Raw genomic sequence first — 21,887 nt, 5'->3', positions numbered from 1 at the left:
GCTAGCGAAGCTGGATGGCCAGGGCGCCGTCGGGCTGGATCGTGACGGTGAGGGCCACCGAGAACGGGACGTCCTCGTCGCGGGTGCTGAGGTCGCCGTCGTACAGTGATTGCACATCGACGACGATGTGAGCCTGACCCTCGGTTCCGGGCATGTCGAACGATGACTCGCCGCCGGTGAGGGCGACCTCCGGGTACTCGGCGATCGACCAGGCCGGCGCGGACTTGACCCGGTTGTCGATCTCGATGCCGAACGGGCAGTTCGACGGCTGCAACACCTGCTGGGTGGCGCACTCGTCGAGGAACTCGTTGAGCTTGGCCTGCACCTGGGCGGTGAAGGTGTCGTTGGGCATCGCATCCACCGTCACGTCGGCGGCTCCGGAGGCGACGACGGGCACACTCTGCACCGGAGCGCTGAGCAGAGACGAGTCGTGGGAGACGTTGTAGACAGCCGGGGCGAAGGCCAGGTAGGCGGCCTGGTTCGAGAACGTGATCGGCGCGTCGGCCGCTGCATGCGCCCGGGTGTCGAGGGTCAGGCCGTTCACCGAGAAATCGGCTTCGTGCAACACCGTCACGTGCAGCACCGCGAGTGGGCTCGTCGCGAATCCCCATCGGCTGAACAGCCCGGCGACGGTGCCGAGTCGCTCCACGGTGAATTCCATCGAGGTGTCCTGGCCGTCCAACTTGAAGCTGAAGACCACGGTGTGCTCGCCGGCTGCGGCATCCGTGGGCCCGGTGGTGTCGCTGACGAACTCGATGTCGGTGATCGACCCCAGCACCGACGGGCGCAGCAGCGTGCGCGGCAGATCCTGGGGCAGACCGGCGGCCTCGAGGTCGGCGTTGGTCGGTTCGGCGCCGGGCAGGGCCAGAGCGGTGTCGGTGTCGTGCGTCGCGAGCGCCTCGAGGTACTGCCGCACGAACCCGCCGGCGCTGTACAGATCGCGGTTGAGTGCGCCGATGGCGGCGACCAGAGCGGCGCAGAGCAGGGCACAAATGACGGTCACCGCGAGTGCGGCACGCAGATAGCGCGCCCGTCTCACCCCGTTACCGACCCCGTAGCTCACCTCCACATCCTACGGGGACCACCCCGGCTGCCGGCACGCGAGCTACACTCCCAGGGTCGGATGAGAGGAGCATTCCGTGAACAGCAGCCGATCACCCCGGTCCGGACGAAGGCCCACCGCCCTGCTGGCCGCCCTCCTGGTTTTGCCGATGGCCGCCTGCGCGCCAGGGCCGGCGCCCACCCCCACCGGCACCAATTCAGGCACCGCTCCGACCAACACGGCCCCGACCAACACCGAGACGCCGAGCGCCGGCCCGGCCATCACCATCGACAGCCCGGTGGCCGACTCACCGGTCACCATCCCGGTGAGCGCCCGGGGCACCGCCGACACCGTCGAGGCAGCCCTCGTGATCGACCTGCTCGACGAGGCCGGGCAGACCCTCTGCGTGCGGCACCTCACGGCAACGTCGGGGTCGGGCACCGCAGGCACCTGGCAGAGCGACCTGGCCTTCCCCCCACCGGAGAACGAGGAGGCGGTGACATTACGGGCCTATGAGCTCAGTGCCGAAGACGGCAGCGAGACCAACGTGGTCGAACGATCCCTCACCCTCACCCCCGAACGCCCGCCGATCATCATCACCACGCCGGCCTGCGGTGCGAGTGTCGCCCCGGGCGGCACCCTGGAGGTCACCGGCCGCGCCATGGTTCCCGAGGCGCAGTTCACCCTCGAGCTGCGCGACCCGGCCGGCGCGGCGGTGCTCACCCAGCAGGTGTTGGCGGCCAGCGGCACCGAGGAATCCGACTTCAGCAGCACCCTGTCGGTGCCGGCAGGCCTGGCCGCAGGCTTCTACGATCTGGTCGGGTTCGACAACAGCCTGAAGGACGGCAGCGTGCAGTACGAGTTCCCGGTGCAGCTGCTCGTGCAGTAACCCGCACACCCGTGCCGGCCGGCGCGCTCCGTCAGACCCGGCGCGAGTTATCCACCGGCGGGCCGGGGCGTGGACCGTGCGGGCGGCCGGACAGTTACAGTGGAAGGGAATCGCGATGCTCGGGTTGCCACCGCCCGCATCGCCCCGAATCCCACCGAAAGTTTCCCGTGACCGCGCTTCCCCCCGAGATTCCGCTTTCGCGCGAGCAGGCCGAGGTGTTCGCCGCCATCGAGGGCACCAAGCAGAACGTCTTCGTCACCGGCCGGGCCGGAACCGGTAAGTCCACCCTGCTCAATCACCTCTCCTGGAACACCAGCAAGCAGATAGTCATTGCAGCACCGACCGGGGTCGCCGCGTTGAACGTGGGCGGCCAGACCCTGCACTCACTGTTCCGCCTGCCGATCGGCGTCATCGCCGACCACGCCATCGACCAGAACGACCAGCTGCGCAAACTGCTCAATACGATCGACACCGTGGTCATCGACGAGGTCTCCATGGTCAACGCCGACCTGATGGACGCCATCGACCGCAGCCTCCGCCAAGCCAGGCAGCGCCCGCACGACACCTTCGGCGGCGTGCAGATCGTGCTCTTCGGCGACCCGTACCAGCTTGCGCCGGTGCCGGGCGACCCCGAGGAACGCGCCTACTTCGCGGACACCTACCGCTCGATGTGGTTCTTCGATGCCAAGGTCTGGCAAAGCGCCGAACTGAAGATCTTCGAACTCACCGAGATCCACCGCCAGCACGACGCCGGCTTCAAGACGATGCTCAACGCGGTGCGGTACGGCCAGGTGACGCCCGAAATCGGCGGGGCGCTCAATGGTGCGGGCGCCAGGACCCCGCCGACCGAGGGTGTCATCACGCTGGCCACCCGCAACGACGCGGTCAACCGCATCAACGCTGCCGCGCTCAAGCGGCTTTCCGGCAAGTCCCTCTCGGCCAAGGCCGAGGTCACGGGCGACTTCGGCGGGCGCACCTACCCGGCCGACGAGGTCCTGGAGCTCAAGGTCGGCGCCCAGGTGATGTTCCTGCGCAACGACAATCCCCTCGACGGCGGTCCGCGCTGGGTGAACGGCACCATCGGCACCGTGACGCGGGTCGACTCCACGGTTTACGTCGACATCGACGGCACCACACACGAGGTGGAGCCCACGGTGTGGGAGAAGTTCAAGTACACCTACAACGCCGCCACCAAGAAACTGAGCAAGGATGTCGTGGCCGAGTTCACCCAGTTCCCGCTGCGGCTGGCCTGGGCGGTCACGATCCACAAGTCGCAGGGTGCCACCTACGAGCGGGCGATCGTGGACCTCGGCACCCGGGTCTTTAGCCCCGGCCAGACCTATGTGGCGCTGAGCCGGTTGACCAGCCTGAACGGCCTCTACCTCACCAGGCCGTTGCGTCCGAGCGACATCATCGTCGACGAGAACGTGCTCCGTTTCATGGAGGGCCTGCGCGTCACGCCCGCCGTCGAGGGTGTGGCCGGAAAGTAGTCCGGGTCGTGCCGGTGCCCGGCCACCCCTAGAAGACCACCGGTTCCACGGCGAAGGCGCCGGTGCGCACGAGCTGGATGGTGGGGTCCTCACAGCCCTCGATGGGGTTGGGGGTGGTCACCCGGCCGGACTGGCCGGTGCCGGGCGGGCTCACCGCGAGGTCGGTGACGGGAATGAGCGGGCAGCCGTAGGCTCCGGCCCTGGTGAGATGCAGCAGGCTGAACGCCGAGTCGCCCGGTTGTAGCAACACCGTCGACGGCGCCGCACGCGGCTCAAGCCCCGAGGCGGCGCCGATGGGCTGCCCGGTGGCGGCAGAGATCAACTGCACGCTGGGATACCCGTCCACGGTGCAGGCGGCGTCGCCGGCATTGGTGACGCGGAGGTCCCAGAAGAAACTCCCCGCGCCGCTGTCGCCAGGGCGCTCCTGCAACGCCAGGGTGAGCTGGTCGGCAGTGCACGCGGACACAATGGTGGGTGCGGGCGACCCTGTCCTGGCGGTCGGCTCCGGCGACGGGGCGCCGGACGGCCGGGGTGTGGGCGTCGGTGCGGCCGAAGGCACAGCCGTGGGGGCGTCCGACGGCCCGAGCGTGGGGATGAGCGGCGCGCCACAGGCGGTCAGCGCCACCGTTGCGCCGACCAGCACCAGCAACACTCTGCCGAGTCGGAGGGCCGAGAAGCGGCCCGGGCGACCCGTCCCCGCGCGGAACATGCGCCCAGTATTGCACCGACCTGGGTCCGCGTCGCCGCGGGTGCGGCGGAGCTGTGCTCTGGGTACACTCCCGGCAAAGGACAGCATCCGGCACTCCCCGCGGGGTGGCGTGCCGGGGTCCGGGATGGGCATCGGGTGCCATGACAGGTCGACAGGGAGCACGGCGCGACGGTCGTCAGGGGAGCCGCACCGCCACGGCCGGCCGGATACGCCGCCGGCCGTTGTCGCCCGTGCTGGCGCTACTGACAGCCGGGCTGACGCTGTCTCTGGCGGGATGCATCGACGGCAGGGTGCTGTTTCCCGTCGGCCCCGACTCGGCGACGACCGCACTGGCCGCTGAGACCAGCGCATCCCTGGATGCGGCGCTGGCCGAAGGGCTCGATCTGGCCGGGGCGACAGGCGCGATCGCCGGGGTGTGGGCGCCGTGGGCGGGCCAGTGGCTGGCCAGCCCCGGCAGTGTGGGGGCCGGTGTCGACCCGGCGACGGGCCGCCCGGCCGGCGGCTCCGCCCTCACCACCGACATGCAGTTTCGCATCGGCACCCTGACCGCTTCGATGACCTGCACAGTGCTGCTCCGGCTCGTCGAGGACCAGCGGGTGGGGCTGGACGACGCGGTCGCGGAGCACCTGCCCCGGCTTTCCGGGGTGCAGGGCATCACGCTGCGTCAGCTCTGCCAGAACACCGCGGGCCTGGGCCAGACGAACCTTGAGCCGCAGTTCGTCAACAATCCCACCCGCAGGTGGCCGCCTCTGGAGCTCGTGTCGGGCGGTCTGGGGTCCACCAGGGCCGGGCAGCCCGGCCGCATCTGGACCCGGTCCGACGCCGGTGTGCAGCTGCTCGGGATGGCCTTGGAGGAGGCGACAGGTGATAGCTGGCCGGAGCTCTACCGGCGGTACGTGTTCGAACCGCTGGGGTTGGGCGACACGTCGTTTCCCGGCCCGGAGGACGTCGACCTGCCCGGTGCCCACCCGAACGGCTGGGCGGCCGCCCTCGACGCCGACGGCATCCAGGACTGCACGCGTCCGCTCGACGTGACACGGTTGTCCAACTCGATGAGCGGGGTCGCCGGCGGGGCCGTTTCCACCCTGGAGGATCTGAAGACCTGGTCGCAGGCGTTGGCCACGGGCAGCCTGCTGTCGCCGGAGATGGTCGCGCAGCAGTGGAAGAGCGTGCGGGAAGACGGTGCGCCCCAGTGGCGGCGGTACGGGTTGGGGGCCGAGCAAGTGGGCCCGATGCGCGGCGGAGCCGGTGCGATTCCCGGCTTCCTGTCGGCGACGCTCTCCGACCCGGAGAGCGGCCTGACCGTGGTGGTGATGGTCAACGACTCCAGCGCGGGCGCGGAATTCGTGTTGGCGCTGGCGCAGCGACTGGCAGCGATCGCCGCCGCGGCCCCTGTCGTAGACGGCCGGCCGACCACCCGGAGCGATGTGCCGTGGACCGCGGTGGAGGCGACGGTTCAGATGCGCGCACACGCGGTCTGTCCGACCGGCGCCGTCGAGGATGCGGCGGCGCCGGTCGGGTGACCGGTCAGGGACCTACTTCTTGAAGGCGTCCTTGATGTTCTCGCCGGCCTGCTTGACGCTGGCGCCGGCCTGGTCGGCCCGGCCCTCGGCGACCTTGGAGTCGTCGTTGGTGACCTTGCCGAGAGCTTCCTTCGCCTTGCCCTTGAGGTCCTGCGCGGTGTTTTCGGCCTTGTCTGATGCACTCATAGTGTTCTCTCTTTCTCTGTGGGGTGGGTCAGGACGGTCGGAGTGGCTGTGGGGTGGCGGCTGTGCGGTGCGGGTTGCTCGGCGCCGAGCAGAGTGTCCTGGCCCCGGGCCGTGTGAGACCGGAGCGCGTCGTAGGCGATCGCCTCCGCGATGGCCTTGGCCGCGGTGAACCGGTTCGGAGCGGCCCCCACCCGCGGAGTGGGTTGCGCCGCGGTGTCGGGGCGGGACATCGGGACGGCCACATCGTCGACGATCACGGCGGCCCGGGGTGAGCGGGCCTCGTGGCGCGCCAGGCGACCGGGCAGCAGAGCCACCAGCACGAACACCAGGCCGGGGATCGCCACCAGCACGCCGACGGTGAACAGGATGGCCGGGGTAATCTGATTGACCTGGCTCACCGTGCGCACGACATCACTGGGAGCAGCGAGCAGAGGCGCTCGCCCGGTCAGCTCGAGGATCAGTTCGGTGCCGCTGTACAGGCATCCGGCGATGATCACCGAGGCCAGGGTGATGGCGACGACCGAGCCGGTGGACCGGGTTTCCCGCTGCACTGCCGCGACCGCCGGGCGCGCCGGAGCGCTGCCGGGTGCCGAGGTGATTTTCGTGCGGGTCATGGCTGGCCATTCTGTTGGGGTGCGGCGTGGTGCGGCGGACGGTTCAGTCCGCCCGTTTGGGCCAACGGATCTTGCCACCGGTCAGGCGCACGGTCACCCCGGCGATGTCCGCCCCGGTCAGGGTGGCCACCGTGTCCCGGATGTCGTGCTGCGCGCGTTCGGTCCGGTCGAGGACTGCGCCGTCGGCCGGTGCCGTCCCGACCTGGTCGGAGGGAAGCACCCGGAGGGGGGTGCTCACGGTGAGGTCGAGGCGGCCGGCGGTGTCTGCCAGGTCGACGGAGACCTGGCTGGGCTTCACGCCGAGCGATTCCGCCGCCACGGCCGAGACCACCCGGGTCATGGCACGGGCGGTGACGCGGGTGCGTCCGCGCGGCGCGAGTGTCTCTATCGAGCCGCTCACTGGTCGTCGGCTTTGCCGGTGTCGTCGGCCTCGTCGGGCAGGTGCACGTCGGTGATGGTCACGTCGACCGCGGTGACCTGAAGCCCTACGAGAGTCTCGATCGCTTCGATGATCGCGGTGCGGGCGTCCTCTGCGACCTGCTGCAACGGCACCGGGTACTCGGCGACGATGCTCAGGTCGACGGCGACCTCTGCTTCTCCCACCTCGACACTCACGCCCTGGCTGTGGTCGGTGCTGTTCATCGCGTCGCGGATGGCGCCCAACGCGCGCGCGGCGCTGCCGCCGACGGCATGGATCCCGGCGACATCCCGTAGGGCGAGCCCGGCGATCTTGGCGACGACGGCATCGTTGATGACTGTCCTGCCGCGCGGCCGGCCATCCGGCGAACCGATTTCGTCGGTGCCGGGGCTGTGGGTGGGGGTGAGACTGTTCATGAGGCGGGCTCCTGTGCTCGTCGGCCGCGCTGGCGCGGATCAGTTGTGACAATAAAGCTGGATGGTGAGATTGTCACTATGCTGCACGGAAGGGTGCTGGTGAGCGATTTTCTCTTGCCGAATCTCATTGATATTGTTCAGACGCATCTCACGGACGGTTCGTCACGAACACTGGCAACTTGCCCCGAGATCGTTTTGAGAAAAGAGAGGTCTCCGGTGTCAGTCACGGGGTCAGACGAGCGCTCGCCACTCAGCGACGCCACAGACGCGATACTTGCCGCGCGCGCCGCGGACGGGGACCTGCGAGCCTTCGAGGTGCTCGTGCGTCGCCACGGGCCGCTGATGCGCGCCTACGCGACGCGGATTCTGGGCTCCAACAGCGATTCAGACGACGTGGTGCAGGAAACCTTCATCACGGCCTGGGAGCGGCTGCCCGAGCTGCAGGACCCCGCCGCCACCAAGGCCTGGCTGATGAGGATCACCAGCCGCAAGGCGATCGACCGCATCCGCGCCCGCCGGCAGGACCAGCCTCTCGGCGAGTGGGATGCTCCGGCGCCGGAGTCCGAATCCCCCCACCAGCAGGCCGAAGCGGCGTCACAACGCGAGCGGCTCACACGTGCACTCGGTACTCTGAGCGAAGCACAGCGTCAGTGTTGGACGCTGCGGGAGATCGGTGGGCACAGTTACGCCGAAATAGCCGAGGAGCTGGACTTGCCTCCGTCGACGGTTCGGGGCCTGCTGGCCCGGGCCAGGCAGAAGCTTATGCAGGAGATGGAGGAATGGCGATGACATCCCCCCACGACGGCCATGCCGACAACGACCTCATCGAGCAGCTCAGCGACTACATCGACCGCGGCGAGACCCCGCCGGATGATTTCCTCAACAGGGCGCCGGAAAACCGGATAGCCTTCGATGCGCTCAGCCGATTCCGGTCGATGGCCCAGGACATCCTCGACGAGGACGTCTCGGCCGAACCCGAACGGGACGACAGCTGGGTCGCCGGGATCCTCACCAACATCCACCGGGAGGCCAGGGCCGGGCGCTCGATCCCGGTGTCACACTCCTCGCCCAAGGCCGATCTGAGCCTCACGGAAGGCGCCGTCAGGGGCTTGATCCGGGCCGCCGGCGACTCCGTGGCCGGCACCTTCATCGGGCGCTGCCGGCTCGAGGGCGACGTGACGACCCCCGGCAGTCCGGTCACCGTGAACGTGGATGCGAGCGTGTTCTGGGGCGAACGGATGCCGCAGACCGCGCAGCGCCTGCGGGACGCCATCACGACGTCGTTGCTGCACCACACCGAACTGAACATCGTGGCCGTGAACGTGACCATCACCGACGTGCACCTGCGCCGGAACCCGAAGGACGCCTAGCCGAAACGACCGGTCCGAGATCCTAGGGCAGCCGGCGCGTCGTGATCAGTGTGCGGTACCAGAGCGCACTGTCCTTGAGGGTGCGCTCCTGGGTCTGGTAGTCGACTCGCACAATCCCGAATCGCTTGGAGAAGCCGTAGGCCCACTCGAAGTTGTCCATCAGCGACCAGACGAAGTAGCCGCGCAGGTCGACGCCGTTCTGGATGGCGCGGTGCGCCGCGGTGAAGTGCCGGCGAAGGTAGTCCACTCGGTTGTCGTCGTGCACCGCGGTCAGGCCCTGGTCGTCGACAGTGACGACGTCCTCGAACGCCGCACCGTTCTCGGTGACCATCAGGGGCAGGCCGGGGAACTCGTCCCTGGTCGCCTCGAGCAGTTGCAGCAGCCCGCTCGGTTCGATGTTCCAGTCCATCTCGGTGAACGGGCCGGGCTGGTCGAGCCGGGGGATGTCCTCGGTTCCGGGGAACGCGGAGGCGCGTGACGCGGCTCCCGCCGCCGAGTCCGCGGCATGGGCCGTGCCGGTGCCCGGCCCTACCAGGGTGGTGTTGTAGTAGTTGATGCCCAGCACGTCCAGGGGCTGGTGAATGAGTTCGACGTCACCGGGCAGCACGAACGACCAGTCGGTGATGGCCTTGGTGTCTTCGATCAGGTCGGCCGGGTAAGCACCGTGCAGCATCGGGCCGGTGAAGATGCGGTTGCCGACGGCCTCGATACACCGCACGGAGTCGGCATCCCCGCGGATCACGTGCAGGTTGTGGGTGACCGACATCTGCGCGGTCGCAGGCACGACCTCCCGCAGGGCGCTCACGCCGAGCCCGTGAGCCAGGTTGAGGTGGTGCGCGGCGGTCAGGGCCGCGGCGCTGTCCTGCCGGCCTGGGGCGTGCTCGCCGGAGCCGTGGCCCAGGAAAGCGGAGCACCACGGTTCGTTGAGGGTGGTCCAGACCGGTACCCGGTCGCCGAGGGCCGCGCCGACGATGCGGGCGTAGTCCGCGAACGCGTATGCGGTGTCGCGGTTGGTCCAGCCGCCCTCGTCCTCGAGAGCCTGCGGCAGGTCCCAGTGGTACAGGGTGACCACCGGGGTCACCCCGCGCTCGATGAGGCCGTCGACGAGGCGTTCGTAGAAGTCAAGGCCGGCAGCATTGACCGGTCCGCGACCGGTCGGCTGGATGCGTGGCCAGGCGATCGAGAACCTGTACGCGTTCAGGCCGAGGTCCGCTATCAGGTCCAGGTCGGCCTCGAGCCGGTGGTAGTGGTCGTCGGCCACGTCGCCGGTATCGCCGTTCTGCACGGCGCCGGGCGTGTGCGAGAAGGTGTCCCAGATCGAGGCGCCGCGGCCGTCTTCGTCGACGGCGCCTTCGATCTGGTACGCGGCGGTCGCCGAACCGAAGACGAACGAATCGGGGAATTGCAGGCCGCTGTCGCGGAAGTCGGGGGTGCCGGCGGTCATGGTGCGCGTGTTACCAATTCTGTTTTCGGGGACCGCACTGGCTGTCGGAGCCGGCGGTAGTGCTGGGTGGGGGTGCCGGCGTGGGGTGCCGGCGGAGCGGGCGCCGGGGGACGGCGGGACAGATCAGTCCGCCGGGCCGCCGGAGGCGGTGTCGTCCTCGGTGGAGGCGCTGCCGTCGCTCTGTGACCCATCCGCGAGCTCCTCGGTGTGGGCCGCGTCGGCGCTGCTGAGGTCGGTGGAGCCGTCCGGTGCCTTCGGGGCGTTCTTGTCGTCGGTATTCATCCCACCACTATAGGCAGCGGCGGTGACAGCCGGGCCGGGGCAACGCCGCCTCCTCTGCCCGCCTTTAGGGTGGGAGCATGGCGGGGTTCGTGCAGCGGATGGAGCAGCGTCAGGTGACGCTGTTCCTCGCGGCCATTGGGCTCGGCCTGCTGGTCGGCTGGCTGGCACCCGCCGCCGCCCCCGCCCTCTCGTCGACCATCACTCCGGTGCTCGGGCTGCTGCTCTTCGCCACCTTCTTGGGCGTACCGTTGGCGGCCGTTTGGCGGTCGTTCCTGGACCGGCGGTTCCTGGGCGGCGTGCTGTCGGTCAACTTCGTCCTCGTGCCGGCGGTGGTCTTCGGCCTCAGCCGGTTCGTCGCCGCTGACCGGGCCCTGCTGCTGGGGGTGCTGCTGGTGCTGCTCACCCCGTGCGTGGACTACGTGATCGTGTTCACCGGCCTGGCCGGTGGGGCCGCCGACAGGCTGCTGGCCGCGACCCCGCTGCTGATGCTGTTGCAGATCGTGCTGCTGCCGGGGTATCTGTGGCTCTTCGCGGGGCCGGACGCCGCCGCGTTGATCGAGGTCGCCCCGTTCGTGGAGGCGTTCCTGGTGCTGATCGTGCTGCCGCTGGCCGCCGCGGCCGCGGTGCAGTGCGGCAGCCGGCGGCGCCGGTTGGCCCGCAGTGCCGGCTCCATCGAGACGTGCATGCAGGCGGCGATGGTGCCGCTCATGATGGTCACCCTCGCCGTGGTCGTCGGGTCTCAGATCGCCGCGGTGGGTGCACAGGCCGCCGCATTGCTGGCCGTGGTGCCGGTCTACATCGCCTTTCTGGCCATCATGGTCGGGGTAGGCCTGGTCGCCGCCCGGCTGGCCCGCCTTGACGTGCCGGCCTCGCGTGCCCTGGTCTTCAGCGGAGCAACCCGCAACTCGCTGGTGGTGCTGCCGTTGGCCCTGGCACTGCCGGCTTCCCTGGCCCTGGCGCCGCTCGCCGTGGTGACGCAGACCCTGGTCGAGCTGCTGGGCATGGTGGTCCTGGTGCGGCTGGTGCCCCGCCTGGTGCCGGGTTCCCGGCCGGATGCGGCCCGGCCGTCAAGTGTTGCGCTCTGTGACGACGGCCCGTGACAGGGCAAAATCCCGAACCTACACTCGAGGCAACGAAGCCCAACGGTGAAGGAGGCTCAATGATCACGCAACCGCTGCACGTCCTGCAGTGCAACAGCACGGGAGGCGAGGGCTGCGTCAACCATGGAGCCGGCCACACGACCCAGCCCATTCACGTGCGGGTGGCCGAGGCAACGCCCAGCAAGTGGACCGACGGTCTCGTGGTGCGCGCCACATCCGATGGCTGGATCGGCGTCAACCTGTTCGGGTACGGCGACGCGGCCGACAGCGACACCGCGACGGTATGGGTGTGGAACCACGCCGATCACACGGCGCAACTGACGATAGGAGCGCCGGTGGCGTTGCACTCCGTCTACAACGTGCTCGCAAGCGGCCGCAGCCGGATCAGCGTGGTGCGGCTCTAGCCAGTTCGGGTCGCTCAGCCGGCCCCGGTCAGCTCGTCGGCATCATGCCCGTCATCGCGTCCATCATCTTCTGGCAGCACATCGCGCACTGACGGCACGCCTCGGCGCACATCCTGGCATCCTCGCTCATGCCAGCGTGCTTCATGCACTCCTCGGCGCAGGCGGTGGCCATCGACATGGTGGCCATGTGCATCGCCATCATGCTGTCCATGTGCATCCCGTTGGGGCGCAGCATCGCCCGCATCATGGTGCCGGACATGTCGGCCATGTTCGCGCACATGCTCCGCGCCATCGCCATGCCGTCGCCCATCATCGAGTCTGCGCACATGGTGGAGGCCTGCTCACAGGCTGAACAGGCCTCGATACACTCCTGCATCAGCATCATGTCCATCCCCTGCATGGGCATGTCCTTCATGTGCATTTCCATCATCTGCATGGTCATGTTCATCATGGGAAAACCAGCCTTCTGCGGCGCCGGGCACAGACTTCTGCCGATGCCACCAACGACGCCCGCCGGGGTCGATGCTACGCCGGGCCCGCCGCGAAGTCAGCAGTCCGGCCACCCTGCGCAGGATTCCTGCGCCGGAACCCGGCATCCGTAAAATGGCCGCATGGTGGGTATGCAGGACCGGATCGTTCTCGACGTGAGCGTCGAGGAATGGGAAACCTATCTGCGCGGCGAGCCCGATGACGGTGGCGTGCGCCTGAAGCTGCGCAAGAAGAGCTCGTCGGCGCCGGGGATGACCTGGTCGGAGGCCCTGGACGTGGCGCTCTGCTACGGCTGGATCGACGGGCAGACCAGCCGGCTCGACGACGACTACACGCTCACCGGCTTCTCGCCGCGGCGGAAGAACAGCCCGTGGTCGCAGATCAACCGGGAGCACGTGGCGCGCCTCATCGTCGAGGGGCGGATGCAGCCGGCCGGGTTGGCCGAGGTCGAGCGGGCCCAGGCGGACGGCCGCTGGGACGCCGCCTACCGGCAGAAGGATGCGGTGGCGCCGGCCGACCTGCAGGCGGCCCTGGACGCCGACCCGGTCGCGGCCGCGTTCATCGCCGGGCTCACCAAGGTCGAGCGGTTCCGGATCTACTTCCGCCTGAACACCATCAAGACCCCCGCCGTTCGGGCCGCGCGCATCCGCGACGTGATCGACAAGGCCGCCCGCGGCGAGCAGCACTACCGCTGAGCAGTCCCGGGTCAGGGGCGGGCGCCGGGCACCAGCAGGCCCGATTCGTAGGCGATGATCACCAGTTGGGCGCGGTCGTGCGCGCCGAGCTTGGTCATCATGCGGTTCACGTGGGTCTTGGCGGTGTGCGGGGAGATCACCAGTTCATCGGCGATGGCGCCATTGCCGTGGCCGCGGCCCACGAGCAGCAGGATCTCAAGCTCCCGCTCAGTGAGCAGCGCCAGGGCGGCGGGCACCTCGAGCGTGGCAGGTTCGGCGGGTGCGGTGTAGCGGTCGATGAGGGCCCTGGTGGCGCGCGGCGAGAGCAGGGCGTCGCCGCCGTGCACGGTGCGGATGGCGTTCATCAGGTCGGGAGCCTCGGTACCCTTACCGACGAACCCGCTGGCGCCGGCCCGCAGCGCCTGCAGCACGTACTCGTCCTCCTCGAACGTGGTGAGCACGATGATGCGGGTCGCCGCCAAGTCCGGGTCGGCGCAGATCGCCGCGGTCGCCTGGATGCCGTCCATCACCGGCATCCGGATGTCCATCAGAACGATGTCCGGCCGCGTCTCGCGCACCAGCTGCACGGCCTCACGACCGTTGCCGGCCTGGCCGGCCACGCTGAATCCCTCCTCGTGTGAGACCAGCTCGGCCACGGCGGTGCGGATCAGGGACTGGTCGTCGGCGAGGACTACGGAGATCATGAGGCACCATTCGGTTGCAGATCCACGGCCGGATCGGGGAGGGGAAGGTCGGTTTCGGTGGGCAGCCAGGCGGTGAACCTGAACACCGGGCCCGGCCCCCTGGCGGCGCTGAGCCGGCCGCCAACCGAGCCGACCCGTTCCCGGGCGCCGAGCAGGCCGTGCCCGGCACCGGCCGACGGCTCGGCTGCCGATCCGGCGGCGGCGGGCGGATCCACAGTGTTGGTCACCGTGACCTCCACGGCGGCCGGTTGGTAGTCCAGGTGCAGCAGCGCGGAGTGGTCGGCGCCGTGTTTGTGGGCGTTGGTCAGCGCCTCCTGCACCACGCGGTACGCCACCATGTCGACGGCGCCTGGCAGTGGCCGGGGTGTGCCGACCACCCGGAGATCCACCCGCAAACCGCTCCGCTCGAAATCGATCAGTAGCGGCTCGAGGTCGGCGAGCCCGGCCACCGGTGCCGTCGTCAGGCCGGTGCCGCCGGCATCCGTGGCACGCAGCACCGTGAGCAGGCTGCCGATTTCGCCGAGCACCGTGCGGGCGGCCTCGCGGATGGTGGCCAGCGACTTCTCGGCGTCGTCGGGCCGGGCGGGCAGCGCCTGGGAGGCGACGCTGGAGTGCAGGTTGATCACGGCGATCTGGTGGGCGAGCAGGTCGTGCAGGTCGCGGGCGATGCGCAGTCGCTCCTCGGCCACCCGGCGGAGCGCCTCGGCCTCCTTGGTCTCCTCGGCTCGGCGAGCCCGCTCGGTGATGCCGCGGATGTAGGCCGCGTGCGACCGGTTGGCGTCTCCCGCGGCGGTGGCGAAGCCCACGAACGCGGTCAGCTGCAGCATGGCGCGTGCGTCGTGCCACGTCGAGTCGAGGAACACAAAGGTGGCCGCGCCGATCACCAGCACGGTGACGCCGGAGAAGATCAGCGAGGTGCGCCGGGGCAGCCAGCGCGCCACCGCGAACACCCCGATCAGCGCGGCGATCAGGTAGGTGACGATCGGCCCGTCCACTGCGAAGCCGAGCGCGCACGCCACGACAGCCGCGGATGCGCCCACGAGAGGCGCCCGTCGGCGCAGCAGCACCGCGCCTGCCGAGACCAGCGCCAACCCGAACGCCGCGGGGCTGGAGAGGATGCTGCCGCCGATGTCGGTGCGGGCGAAGCTGGGACCGATCACGAGAAGCAGCAGGATGCCGTGGCGAAGCCAGGCGGGCAGCCTGGACAGCGGCGAGAAGTCGCGGCCGGCCGGGTCGGCCTGGGCGTGCCAGCCGGACGCAGCGCCGGCGGGGGAGCGGGGGTGCTGTTGTGTCGGTGCCTGGTCGCGCTGGGTCCGCATGGTGTCCTCCCGCCCGCAGAATCGGGCTCGACCCCCATTCTGTCAACCGATCGGCGCCGCGTCAGCCCACCATCGCGGGTGCCGCACGTACTGCGTTCGTGGTACGCCGGCTCCGGCTCACGGCGAAACTGTGCACCTTGCGGTACGGCCGGGTTGCCACGACGGGGGGATGACCGGGCTTGGCGGGTCCGGGCAGACTGGAGTCGTGCCGTTGGGCCGATCCGATCCGGGACGGTCCGGCCGGCACGCCAACTCGCGCAGCACCCATCAAGGCAGCACCTATCAACGCAGCCGACATCCGCGCATCAACCAGGAGAGCCCAACCCATGACCGTGCCCATTCTCGCCGCCCGCGACATACACAAGTCGTACGGCCGCGGCGCCACTCGGTTCGACGCCCTCAAGGGCGTCTCCCTCGACATCCAGCAGGGCGAGTCCATCGCCATCGTCGGCAAGAGCGGGTCGGGCAAGTCCACCCTCATGCATCTGCTGGCGCTGCTCGACAACCCCAGCGCCGGCGCCGTGGAGCTCAGCGGCCGCGACGCCAGTGCGCTGAGCGGCAAGGTCGTCAACCAGACCCGCAACGAGACCTTCGGTTTCGTCTTCCAGCAGTTCTTCCTCACGCCCAATACGAGCGTGCTGGAGAACGTGACGCTGCCACTGCAGATCGCCGGCATCGGCGGTGCCGAGCGCAAACGCCGCGGCATGGCGGCCCTGGAGCAGCTGGAACTGGCCGACAAGGCCAAGAACAAGGCCATCGACCTCTCGGGCGGGCAGAAGCAGCGGGTGGTGATCGCCCGGGCCCTGGTGAACAACCCCAGCGTCATCTTCGCCGACGAACCCACCGGCAACCTCGACTCCGCCACCGGCAAGGTCGTTGAGGACATCCTGTTCTCGCTGCAGAAGGAGAACGGCATCACCCTCATCATCGTGACCCACGACGAGGAACTCGCGGCCCGGTGCGACCGCCGCGTGTACATCCGCGACGGCCTCATCGTCGACAGTCTGCACGCGGTGCCCGCAACCCCGGCCGGGGCCTCGAGTGTTGAGGAGGTGCGCTCGTGAACCTCTTCGACCTCGTCCGCTCGGCCGTGAAGAACAGCCTGCGCAGCAAGACCCGCACCACCCTCACGGTGCTCGCCATCTTCATCGGCGCCTTCACGCTCACCCTCACCAGCGGGGTCGGCACCGGCATCAACCAGTACATCGACACGACGGTGGCCTCGATCGGGGCCGACGACGTGCTCACCGTCACCACGGCTGCCGAAGACACCGCGGATGGCCCGGTCGAGTACGACCCGGATGCCCGGGCCGTCGCGGCCGCCACGGGTCGCCCGGGTTCCACGGTCGTGGCCCTCACCTCCACCGACCTCACCGCCATCGAGGGCGTGGACGGCGTGCTCTCGGTCGAACCCCAGCTGCGGGTCAGCCCTGACTACGTGCAGGTCGGCGACGGCACGGCCTACGAGGCCACAGTCGGCAGCTTCATCCCCGGCATGGCCCTCGACCTCGCCGCCGGCGCCGAACCCGACGCGGCCAGCAGCACCAACGAGGTCGCCATCCCGGTCTCCTACGTCGACGCCCTCGGGTTCGCCGACGCGGATGCCGCAGTGGGCCAGACGTTGACCTTCGGCGTCACGGATGTGCAGGGCACGCAGTCAGAGGTCACCGCCACGATCGTGGGTGTGGCCGAGGAAGGGCTGGTGGGTTCGACAGCGTTCACCGCCAACGAGACGCTCACCCAGACCCTCTACGACACCCAGAGCGTCGGCCTCTCCGACGCGGGCAAGGACAGCTACGCACAGGCCATCGTGCGGTTCGACCCCACCGGGACGGATGCCGACCTCACCGCGCTGAAGGACTCGCTGGCCGAGTTGGGCTACACCGGCACCACCGTCGAGGACGCCATCGGCGCGTTCAAGGCCGTCATCGACGGCATCGTGCTGGTGCTCAACGGGTTCGCCGTGATCGCCCTGCTGGCCGCCGGTTTCGGCATCGTGAACACCTTGCTGATGAGCGTGCAGGAACGCACCAGGGAGATCGGCCTGATGAAGGCCATGGGCCTGGGCGGCGGCAAGATTTTCGGCCTGTTCAGCCTGGAGGCCGTGTTCATCGGCCTGATGGGCAGCGCACTCGGTGTGGGGGTCGGCATGCTGGCCGGCCTGGGCGCCAACGCTGTGCTCGCCGACACCCTGCTGGCGGACCTGCCCGGGCTCACCCTGGTGGCCTTCGACCCCGCGGCGCTCGCCACGATCGTGCTCACCGTGATGGGCCTGGCCTTCCTGGCCGGCACCATCCCGGCCCTGCGCGCAGCCCGGCAGGACCCGATCGAGTCGCTCCGCTACGAGTAGGAGTTGCTCCCGGCCCCCGGCCGGTTCTGACAGAGGGTGCGCCGCAAGGCGCACCCTCTGTCGTGTTGGTGGCGGGGAGCCCGCGCGGGGAGGAGCCGGTCAGGCGCCGGGCGTCACGCGCGGGCGGGAGTCGTCCTGCTGGTAGACGTCCGGGATGCCGTCGCCGTCGGCATCCACCGCGTCGGCCTGCTCGATGCGGCGGTAGACGCGGTTGCGGGCGCGGAGGATCACCGAGGCGAGCAGGGCGGCGGTGAGGGAGGCGACCAGGATGCCCACCTTGGCGTGGTCGTTGGTGAGCCCGCCGGCCGCGAAGCTCAGGTCGGCGATGAGCAGCGACACCGTGAAGCCGATGCCGGCGAGGATCGCCACGCCGATCAGGTCGATCCAGCGCAGTGCCGGGTCGAGTTTCAACGGGGTGAGTTTGGTCATCAGCCAGGTTGTTCCCACGATGCCCACGGGCTTGCCGAGCACCAGTCCCACGATGATCCCGATCGCCACGGGGTCGGTGAGCGCGCCGACCAGGCCGGCCCAGCCGCCCACGGTGACGCCGGCGGAGAAGAACGCGAAGACCGGCACGGCGAAACCGGCCGAGAGCGGGCGGAAGCGGTGCTCGAAGTTCTCCGACAGGCCTGGTCCCTCCGCGGCGGGCCGGCCGGGGCGGGCGCGGCGGTGGATGACCGGCACGGCGAAGCCGAGCAGAACCCCGGCCACGGTGGCGTGGATGCCGCCGGCGTGCACGAGGGCCCACACGGCGAAGCCAAGCGGCAGCAGGATCAGCCAGGCGGCCCAGGCTTTCTCGGCGAAGAAGCGCCGGTACTTCTGGGCCAGTACGGTGTACAGCGCCAGGGGGATCAGCGCGAACAACAGTGGGCTGAACTGCACGTCGTCGGAGTAGAACACGGCGATGATCGAGATGGCCAGCAGGTCATCGACCACGGCCAGGGTGAGCAGGAAGATGCGCAGGGCGCTGGGCAGGTGCGAGCCCACGATGGCCAGCACCGCCACAGCGAAGGCGATGTCGGTGGCCGTGGGGATGGCCCAGCCGCGTAGGGTCTCCGGGCTGACCAGGTTGACTCCGGCGTAGAACAACGCGGGCACGGCCACGCCGCCCATCGCCGCAGCGACGGGCACGATGGCCCGGGACGGGGAGCGCAGGTCGCCGGCCACGAATTCCTTCTTGAGCTCCAGGCCCACCAGGAAGAAGAAGATCGCCAGCAGTCCGTCGGCCGCCCAGGCCCCCAGACTGAGTTCCAGGTGCCACGGTGCGTAGCCGATCCGGAAGTCGCGCAGGGCGAAATAGCCCTCGGACGCCGGCGAGTTGGCCCAGATCAGGGCGACTGCGGCGGCGAAGACCAGCAGGAAACCGCCGACGGTTTCCTTGCGGAGGATCGCGCCGATGCGGAGCTTCTCTCGGTAGCTGCCGCGGGAGGGAACCGTGTGCGGGGTCGGCGGGTGGGGGGTGTCGTGAGTCAAGGCACTCCAGAGTGTGTGGGGGGTCGGTCATTCGAGTGCTGACCAGACTTCCCAGCTCACCTGTCGATAATTCTACCCGAGTCCCCTGATCAACCCGTGTGCGGGCTATTCACCCGGCGTGGGCAGGGTGAGGATCTCCGCGCCGTCGTCGGTGATCGCGATGGTGTGCTCGCTGTGCGCCGTGCGGCTGCCCGTCGCGCTGCGGAGGGTCCAGCCGTCTGCGTCGGTGATCAGTTCGGCGGTGCCGACCATGACCCACGGCTCCAGGGCCAGCAGCAATCCGGGGCGCAACCGGTAGCCCCGGCCGGGCCGGCCGGCGTTCGACACGTGTGGGTCCTGGTGCATCGTCGAGCCGATGCCGTGACCGCCGAAGTCCTCGTTGATCGGGTAGCCGGCCGCGCTGAGGACGGAGCCGATGGCATGGGACAGGTCGCCGATTCGGGCTCCAGGTCCGGCTGCGGCGATCCCCGCAGCCAGCGCACGTTCGGTCGCGTCGATCAGCGCGAGGCTCTCCGCCGGCTTCGAGTCACCCACGACGAAGCTGATGGCCGAGTCCGCCGCGATGCCATCGAGTAGGACGGCGAGGTCGAGCGTGAGCAGGTCGCCGTCCGCCAGCTTGTAGTCGTGCGGGAGCCCGTGCAGCACGGCGTCGTTCACGGCGGTGCAAATGTAGTGGCCGAACGGCCCGCGCCCGAAGGACGGCGCGTAGTCGACGTAACAGGACTCGGCGCCGGCCAGGGTGATCATGGCCTGGGCCCACCGGTCGATGTCCAGGAGGTTGGTGCCCACCGTGCTGCGGCTCTTCAGGCTCTGCAGGATGTCGGCGACCAGGGCGCCGGAGCGCCGCGCTTTGGCCAGTTCGGCGGGGTTCAAGATCTCGATCATGCGGTGCCCTTCTCGTGGAACCAATAACTATACCGGCCATATCATCCCGGTAGACTTGCGGTCATGGTCAGGTTGCCGCTCACCCCCGCCGAGCTCGAGCGCGGTGCACGCCTCGGCGCCCTCCTCCGCTCCGCCAGGGGCGAGCGCTCGATGTTGCACACGGCCCTGGCTGCCGACGTCTCGCCCGAGACCCTCCGCAAGATCGAATCGGGCCGCATCGCGACCCCGGCCTTCCCGACCATCGCGGCGATCGCGGAGGTGCTCGGTCTGTCCCTCGACGCCGTGTGGGCAGAGATCAGCCGATCAGAAGACGGTGCGGCGCCGGCCGGCGCGGGCAGAGTCACGGCCGAGCGACTGGCTTCCTGAGTTACCGGCGGCGCTGCCGCTAGTGCCGCTCGTCCTCCTCGGAATGCACGAGCGCGCGGTTCGCGGCCGGTGTTGCCATGGTTGCTCCGACCAGGACGAGGAGCACCGCGGCGGCGGCTGAGGCGAGCACGAGGGGTCCTATGGTGTCCCCGTCGAGGCGCAGCAGGAGGATGGCGGCACCGGTCAGGACCATGACCAGCCCGGCCAGGCCCATCGGGATCCTGGCCGCCCGATGGCCGGCCGTCCAGGCCGCCTCGGACATCATCACGGCGCGGGTGCGGATGCCCGCCACCGAGTTGACGCCCAGGCGTCCGCGGGCGGCGGCCTCATTCACCGCCACCACCAGGATTCCGCCGAGCACGAAGATGATTCCCGAGATGATCATCCCTGGAGGTTAGCGGCTGGTTCGTCGCGGTGGATCCGCCTAGGGAATGAGCCGCTCGGCACGATACCGCTCAAACAGGTCCAGGAAGGCCTGCTCGGTGTTGCGGTAACCGGTGAAGCCCGCGGCCCGGCTGCGGCTCAGGTCGGCGAAGACCTCCATGGTGCGGCCGAGGTCGGCGTCGCTGTGCCACCAGGACGCCAGCCGGGCCAGGTCGCCCTCGACGAGGCCGTGCTTGGCCACGATGGCGTCCCAGACCGGCTGCGCATCCGCCATCTGGGCCTCGAGGGGGCGCGGGGCACCGCTGAAGCCCTCCGGCTCGACGCCGAAATACGCGGCCAGGCGCGGCCACAGCCAGCGCCACCGGAAGGTGTCGCCGTTGACGATGTTGAACGCGGTGTCGGCGGCGGCCGGGGTGGTGGCGGCCCAGACCATCTGCTCGGCCAGCAGGCCGGCATCCGTCATGTCGGTGACGCCGTTCCACTGGGTCTCGGAGCCGGGGAACACGAACGGCCGGCCGAGTTCACGGCAGACGGCCGCGTAGACAGCGAGGGTCGAGCCCATGTTCATGGCGTTGCCGACGGCGTAGCCGATCACGGTGTGGGCACGGTGCACCGACCAGGTGAAACCGCGCGCCCTGGCCGCGGCCCAGAGCTCGTCCTCCTGTGCGTAGTAGAAGTTCTCCACCGACAGGCGGGGCTCGTCTTCGTGGAACGGGGTGTCGGGCACCTCGCCCTGACCGTAGGCCTCGAACGGGCCGAGGTACTGCTTGAGTCCGGTCATCAGGGCCACATGCCGCACGGGGGCGTCGGCGAGGGCGATGAGCAGGTCGCGCACCATGGCCGAGTTGACCAGGATGTTCTCCGCCTCCGTGTTCTGGCGGAGCCACGCAGTGAAGAACACGTGCGTGGGCGTGTGGCCGGTCAGGGCGGCTCGCAGCGAGTCGACCGACCGCAGATCGGCGCTGACCGGCACCACGCCGGGCCGGGCGGCGATCGGGGTGCGGGACAGGGCGATCACCTGCCAGCCGTCGGCCGAGAGCTGGTCAACCAGCGCCGATCCGGCGATGCCGCTGGCACCGGCCACGAGCGCAGTTCGGGTGGACAGGTCGGTCTGGGTCTCGGGTTCACTAGTCATCACCAGGGACAACGTCCCGATCGGGCAGCGAATTCCGGGGTCTGCCGACGGCCGGGTCATGACGGGTCGCCGAGAGAGCGGATGAGCCTCGGCGCACCCTGGAATTCGGCATGCCAAACATATGCGAAAAGTGGAATATTACTGCAGGGGTGTGGTTGGCTGAGGGCATCGAAGGGGAGTAGTTCCTGGGTTCGCGCCTCGTGTGCGTGGACAAAGCGGTA

26 protein-coding genes are annotated in these 21,887 nt (G+C 69.5%); 11 read left to right on the top strand and 15 right to left on the bottom strand.

Annotated features, from left to right (window positions below; all coding sequences use genetic code 11):
* Position 1: 1 nt before the first annotated feature.
* Positions 2-1,063 (bottom strand): hypothetical protein, encoded by a 1,062-nt coding sequence (locus E3T61_RS05355; protein WP_134639851.1) that lies wholly within the window; start codon positions 1,061-1,063, stop codon positions 2-4.
* Positions 1,064-1,139: 76 nt separating this feature from the next.
* Here E3T61_RS05355 and E3T61_RS05350 point away from each other — a divergent pair, with 76 nt between their 5' ends.
* Positions 1,140-1,931 carry a Gmad2 immunoglobulin-like domain-containing protein gene (locus tag E3T61_RS05350; RefSeq protein WP_134639850.1) on the top strand — a complete coding sequence of 264 codons (792 nt, stop codon included), beginning with the start codon at positions 1,140-1,142 and terminating at the stop codon, positions 1,929-1,931.
* Positions 1,932-2,098: 167 nt separating this feature from the next.
* Positions 2,099-3,421 carry an ATP-dependent DNA helicase gene (locus E3T61_RS05345; protein WP_241992398.1) on the top strand — a complete coding sequence of 441 codons (1,323 nt, stop codon included), beginning with the start codon at positions 2,099-2,101 and terminating at the stop codon, positions 3,419-3,421.
* Positions 3,422-3,449: 28 nt separating this feature from the next.
* Here the strand turns inward: E3T61_RS05345 and E3T61_RS05340 are convergent, their stop codons facing one another.
* Positions 3,450-4,130 carry a DUF4232 domain-containing protein gene (locus E3T61_RS05340; RefSeq protein WP_134639849.1) on the bottom strand — a complete coding sequence of 227 codons (681 nt, stop codon included), beginning with the start codon at positions 4,128-4,130 and terminating at the stop codon, positions 3,450-3,452.
* 140 nt (positions 4,131-4,270) lie between these two features.
* On the opposite strand from E3T61_RS05340, the gene E3T61_RS05335 reads away from it, so the two are divergent.
* Entirely contained in the window at positions 4,271-5,653 is a 1,383-nt protein-coding gene (locus E3T61_RS05335) for a serine hydrolase domain-containing protein (RefSeq protein ID WP_134639848.1), read from the top strand.
* 12 nt (positions 5,654-5,665) lie between these two features.
* Here E3T61_RS05335 and E3T61_RS05330 read toward each other — a convergent pair whose 3' ends face one another.
* Genes E3T61_RS05330 through E3T61_RS05315 form a run of 4 tightly spaced genes read right to left on the bottom strand, consistent with a single transcriptional unit; the run spans position 5,666 to position 7,287 of the window.
* Positions 5,666-5,839 carry a CsbD family protein gene (locus E3T61_RS05330; RefSeq protein WP_134639847.1) on the bottom strand — a complete coding sequence of 58 codons (174 nt, stop codon included), beginning with the start codon at positions 5,837-5,839 and terminating at the stop codon, positions 5,666-5,668.
* Positions 5,836-6,453 (bottom strand): hypothetical protein, encoded by a 618-nt coding sequence (locus E3T61_RS05325; protein ID WP_134639846.1) that lies wholly within the window; start codon positions 6,451-6,453, stop codon positions 5,836-5,838. Before E3T61_RS05325 ends, E3T61_RS05330 begins: the two co-directional genes overlap by 4 nt.
* 43 nt (positions 6,454-6,496) lie before the next feature.
* Positions 6,497-6,853, bottom strand: a complete 357-nt coding sequence (locus tag E3T61_RS05320) for a hypothetical protein (RefSeq protein ID WP_134639845.1) — start codon at positions 6,851-6,853, stop codon at positions 6,497-6,499.
* Positions 6,850-7,287: an Asp23/Gls24 family envelope stress response protein gene (locus E3T61_RS05315; RefSeq protein ID WP_134639844.1), complete on the bottom strand. Its 438-nt coding sequence runs from the start codon at positions 7,285-7,287 to the stop codon at positions 6,850-6,852. Before E3T61_RS05315 ends, E3T61_RS05320 begins: the two co-directional genes overlap by 4 nt.
* 45 nt (positions 7,288-7,332) lie before the next feature.
* Here E3T61_RS05315 and E3T61_RS05310 point away from each other — a divergent pair, with 45 nt between their 5' ends.
* Together E3T61_RS05310 and E3T61_RS05305 are read left to right on the top strand one after the other, a co-directional pair.
* Positions 7,333-8,076, top strand: a complete 744-nt coding sequence (locus E3T61_RS05310) for an RNA polymerase sigma factor (RefSeq protein ID WP_338145511.1) — start codon at positions 7,333-7,335, stop codon at positions 8,074-8,076.
* Positions 8,073-8,657 carry an Asp23/Gls24 family envelope stress response protein gene (locus tag E3T61_RS05305; protein WP_134639843.1) on the top strand — a complete coding sequence of 195 codons (585 nt, stop codon included), beginning with the start codon at positions 8,073-8,075 and terminating at the stop codon, positions 8,655-8,657. Before E3T61_RS05310 ends, E3T61_RS05305 begins: the two co-directional genes overlap by 4 nt.
* 22 nt (positions 8,658-8,679) lie before the next feature.
* On the opposite strand, the gene E3T61_RS05300 is transcribed toward E3T61_RS05305, so the two are convergent.
* Both E3T61_RS05300 and E3T61_RS21840 read right to left on the bottom strand, forming a co-directional pair.
* Positions 8,680-10,101 (bottom strand): GH1 family beta-glucosidase, encoded by a 1,422-nt coding sequence (locus E3T61_RS05300; protein WP_134639842.1) that lies wholly within the window; start codon positions 10,099-10,101, stop codon positions 8,680-8,682.
* Positions 10,102-10,224: 123 nt separating this feature from the next.
* Entirely contained in the window at positions 10,225-10,383 is a 159-nt protein-coding gene (locus E3T61_RS21840) for a hypothetical protein (protein ID WP_166793149.1), read from the bottom strand.
* 77 nt (positions 10,384-10,460) lie between these two features.
* Here E3T61_RS21840 and E3T61_RS05295 point away from each other — a divergent pair, with 77 nt between their 5' ends.
* Together E3T61_RS05295 and E3T61_RS05290 are read left to right on the top strand one after the other, a co-directional pair.
* Positions 10,461-11,483 (top strand): bile acid:sodium symporter, encoded by a 1,023-nt coding sequence (locus tag E3T61_RS05295; RefSeq protein WP_134639841.1) that lies wholly within the window; start codon positions 10,461-10,463, stop codon positions 11,481-11,483.
* A gap of 59 nt (positions 11,484-11,542) precedes the next feature.
* A complete protein-coding gene (locus E3T61_RS05290) occupies positions 11,543-11,887 on the top strand; it encodes a hypothetical protein (RefSeq protein ID WP_134639840.1) in 345 nt (114 codons plus the stop codon).
* Between the two features lie 28 nt (positions 11,888-11,915).
* Here E3T61_RS05290 and E3T61_RS05285 read toward each other — a convergent pair whose 3' ends face one another.
* Positions 11,916-12,338, bottom strand: a complete 423-nt coding sequence (locus E3T61_RS05285; protein ID WP_134639839.1) for a four-helix bundle copper-binding protein — start codon at positions 12,336-12,338, stop codon at positions 11,916-11,918.
* A 160-nt stretch (positions 12,339-12,498) separates the two neighbouring features.
* On the opposite strand from E3T61_RS05285, the gene E3T61_RS05280 reads away from it, so the two are divergent.
* Positions 12,499-13,071 carry a YdeI/OmpD-associated family protein gene (locus E3T61_RS05280; RefSeq protein ID WP_134639838.1) on the top strand — a complete coding sequence of 191 codons (573 nt, stop codon included), beginning with the start codon at positions 12,499-12,501 and terminating at the stop codon, positions 13,069-13,071.
* An 11-nt stretch (positions 13,072-13,082) separates the two neighbouring features.
* On the opposite strand, the gene E3T61_RS05275 is transcribed toward E3T61_RS05280, so the two are convergent.
* Together E3T61_RS05275 and E3T61_RS05270 are read right to left on the bottom strand one after the other, a co-directional pair.
* Positions 13,083-13,754, bottom strand: coding sequence for a response regulator (locus E3T61_RS05275; protein WP_134639837.1), 672 nt, complete (start codon positions 13,752-13,754; stop codon positions 13,083-13,085).
* Entirely contained in the window at positions 13,751-15,073 is a 1,323-nt protein-coding gene (locus E3T61_RS05270) for a sensor histidine kinase (protein ID WP_134639836.1), read from the bottom strand. The genes E3T61_RS05275 and E3T61_RS05270 overlap by 4 nt, the downstream gene beginning before the upstream one ends.
* Before the next feature lie 326 nt (positions 15,074-15,399).
* Here E3T61_RS05270 and E3T61_RS05265 point away from each other — a divergent pair, with 326 nt between their 5' ends.
* Positions 15,400-16,137, top strand: coding sequence for an ABC transporter ATP-binding protein (locus tag E3T61_RS05265; RefSeq protein WP_134639835.1), 738 nt, complete (start codon positions 15,400-15,402; stop codon positions 16,135-16,137).
* Positions 16,134-17,423, top strand: coding sequence for an ABC transporter permease (locus E3T61_RS05260; RefSeq protein WP_134639834.1), 1,290 nt, complete (start codon positions 16,134-16,136; stop codon positions 17,421-17,423). Before E3T61_RS05265 ends, E3T61_RS05260 begins: the two co-directional genes overlap by 4 nt.
* A gap of 99 nt (positions 17,424-17,522) precedes the next feature.
* Here the strand turns inward: E3T61_RS05260 and nhaA are convergent, their stop codons facing one another.
* Complete coding sequence (gene nhaA, locus E3T61_RS05255; protein WP_134639833.1) at positions 17,523-18,896, bottom strand: Na+/H+ antiporter NhaA; 1,374 nt, start codon at positions 18,894-18,896, stop codon at positions 17,523-17,525.
* A gap of 105 nt (positions 18,897-19,001) precedes the next feature.
* Positions 19,002-19,781: a type I methionyl aminopeptidase gene (map, locus tag E3T61_RS05250; RefSeq protein WP_134639832.1), complete on the bottom strand. Its 780-nt coding sequence runs from the start codon at positions 19,779-19,781 to the stop codon at positions 19,002-19,004.
* 63 nt (positions 19,782-19,844) lie between these two features.
* On the opposite strand from map, the gene E3T61_RS05245 reads away from it, so the two are divergent.
* Positions 19,845-20,147 (top strand): helix-turn-helix domain-containing protein, encoded by a 303-nt coding sequence (locus E3T61_RS05245; protein ID WP_134639831.1) that lies wholly within the window; start codon positions 19,845-19,847, stop codon positions 20,145-20,147.
* 19 nt (positions 20,148-20,166) lie between these two features.
* Here the strand turns inward: E3T61_RS05245 and E3T61_RS05240 are convergent, their stop codons facing one another.
* Together E3T61_RS05240 and E3T61_RS05235 are read right to left on the bottom strand one after the other, a co-directional pair.
* A complete protein-coding gene (locus E3T61_RS05240) occupies positions 20,167-20,532 on the bottom strand; it encodes an SdpI family protein (protein ID WP_134639830.1) in 366 nt (121 codons plus the stop codon).
* A gap of 39 nt (positions 20,533-20,571) precedes the next feature.
* Positions 20,572-21,666, bottom strand: coding sequence for an SDR family oxidoreductase (locus E3T61_RS05235; RefSeq protein ID WP_134639829.1), 1,095 nt, complete (start codon positions 21,664-21,666; stop codon positions 20,572-20,574).
* Between the last annotated feature and the right edge of the window lie 221 nt (positions 21,667-21,887).

It is taken from the genome of Cryobacterium lactosi (assembly GCF_004403945.1).
In the GTDB taxonomy this organism is placed as follows: Bacteria; Actinomycetota; Actinomycetes; order Actinomycetales; family Microbacteriaceae; genus Cryobacterium; species Cryobacterium lactosi.
This window is presented reverse-complemented; position numbering and strand designations above follow the sequence as displayed.

What these genes read in the sequence shown, in the direction of transcription:
- E3T61_RS05340 (WP_134639849.1), bottom strand. Translation starts at nt 4,130, where the DNA reads ATGTTCCGCGCGGGGACGGGTCGCCCGGGCCGCTTCTCGGCCCTCCGA.
- E3T61_RS05335 (WP_134639848.1), top strand. Translation starts at nt 4,271, where the DNA reads ATGACAGGTCGACAGGGAGCACGGCGCGACGGTCGTCAGGGGAGCCGC.
- E3T61_RS05330 (WP_134639847.1), bottom strand. Translation starts at nt 5,839, where the DNA reads ATGAGTGCATCAGACAAGGCCGAAAACACCGCGCAGGACCTCAAGGGC.
- E3T61_RS05325 (WP_134639846.1), bottom strand. Translation starts at nt 6,453, where the DNA reads ATGACCCGCACGAAAATCACCTCGGCACCCGGCAGCGCTCCGGCGCGC.
- E3T61_RS05315 (WP_134639844.1), bottom strand. Translation starts at nt 7,287, where the DNA reads ATGAACAGTCTCACCCCCACCCACAGCCCCGGCACCGACGAAATCGGT.
- E3T61_RS05305 (WP_134639843.1), top strand. Translation starts at nt 8,073, where the DNA reads ATGACATCCCCCCACGACGGCCATGCCGACAACGACCTCATCGAGCAG.
- E3T61_RS05300 (WP_134639842.1), bottom strand. Translation starts at nt 10,101, where the DNA reads ATGACCGCCGGCACCCCCGACTTCCGCGACAGCGGCCTGCAATTCCCC.
- E3T61_RS21840 (WP_166793149.1), bottom strand. Translation starts at nt 10,383, where the DNA reads ATGAATACCGACGACAAGAACGCCCCGAAGGCACCGGACGGCTCCACC.
- E3T61_RS05295 (WP_134639841.1), top strand. Translation starts at nt 10,461, where the DNA reads ATGGCGGGGTTCGTGCAGCGGATGGAGCAGCGTCAGGTGACGCTGTTC.
- E3T61_RS05290 (WP_134639840.1), top strand. Translation starts at nt 11,543, where the DNA reads ATGATCACGCAACCGCTGCACGTCCTGCAGTGCAACAGCACGGGAGGC.
- E3T61_RS05285 (WP_134639839.1), bottom strand. Translation starts at nt 12,338, where the DNA reads ATGATGAACATGACCATGCAGATGATGGAAATGCACATGAAGGACATG.
- E3T61_RS05280 (WP_134639838.1), top strand. Translation starts at nt 12,499, where the DNA reads ATGGTGGGTATGCAGGACCGGATCGTTCTCGACGTGAGCGTCGAGGAA.
- E3T61_RS05275 (WP_134639837.1), bottom strand. Translation starts at nt 13,754, where the DNA reads ATGATCTCCGTAGTCCTCGCCGACGACCAGTCCCTGATCCGCACCGCC.
- E3T61_RS05270 (WP_134639836.1), bottom strand. Translation starts at nt 15,073, where the DNA reads ATGCGGACCCAGCGCGACCAGGCACCGACACAACAGCACCCCCGCTCC.
- E3T61_RS05265 (WP_134639835.1), top strand. Translation starts at nt 15,400, where the DNA reads ATGACCGTGCCCATTCTCGCCGCCCGCGACATACACAAGTCGTACGGC.
- map (WP_134639832.1), bottom strand. Translation starts at nt 19,781, where the DNA reads ATGATCGAGATCTTGAACCCCGCCGAACTGGCCAAAGCGCGGCGCTCC.
- E3T61_RS05245 (WP_134639831.1), top strand. Translation starts at nt 19,845, where the DNA reads ATGGTCAGGTTGCCGCTCACCCCCGCCGAGCTCGAGCGCGGTGCACGC.
- E3T61_RS05240 (WP_134639830.1), bottom strand. Translation starts at nt 20,532, where the DNA reads ATGATCATCTCGGGAATCATCTTCGTGCTCGGCGGAATCCTGGTGGTG.
- E3T61_RS05235 (WP_134639829.1), bottom strand. Translation starts at nt 21,666, where the DNA reads ATGACTAGTGAACCCGAGACCCAGACCGACCTGTCCACCCGAACTGCG.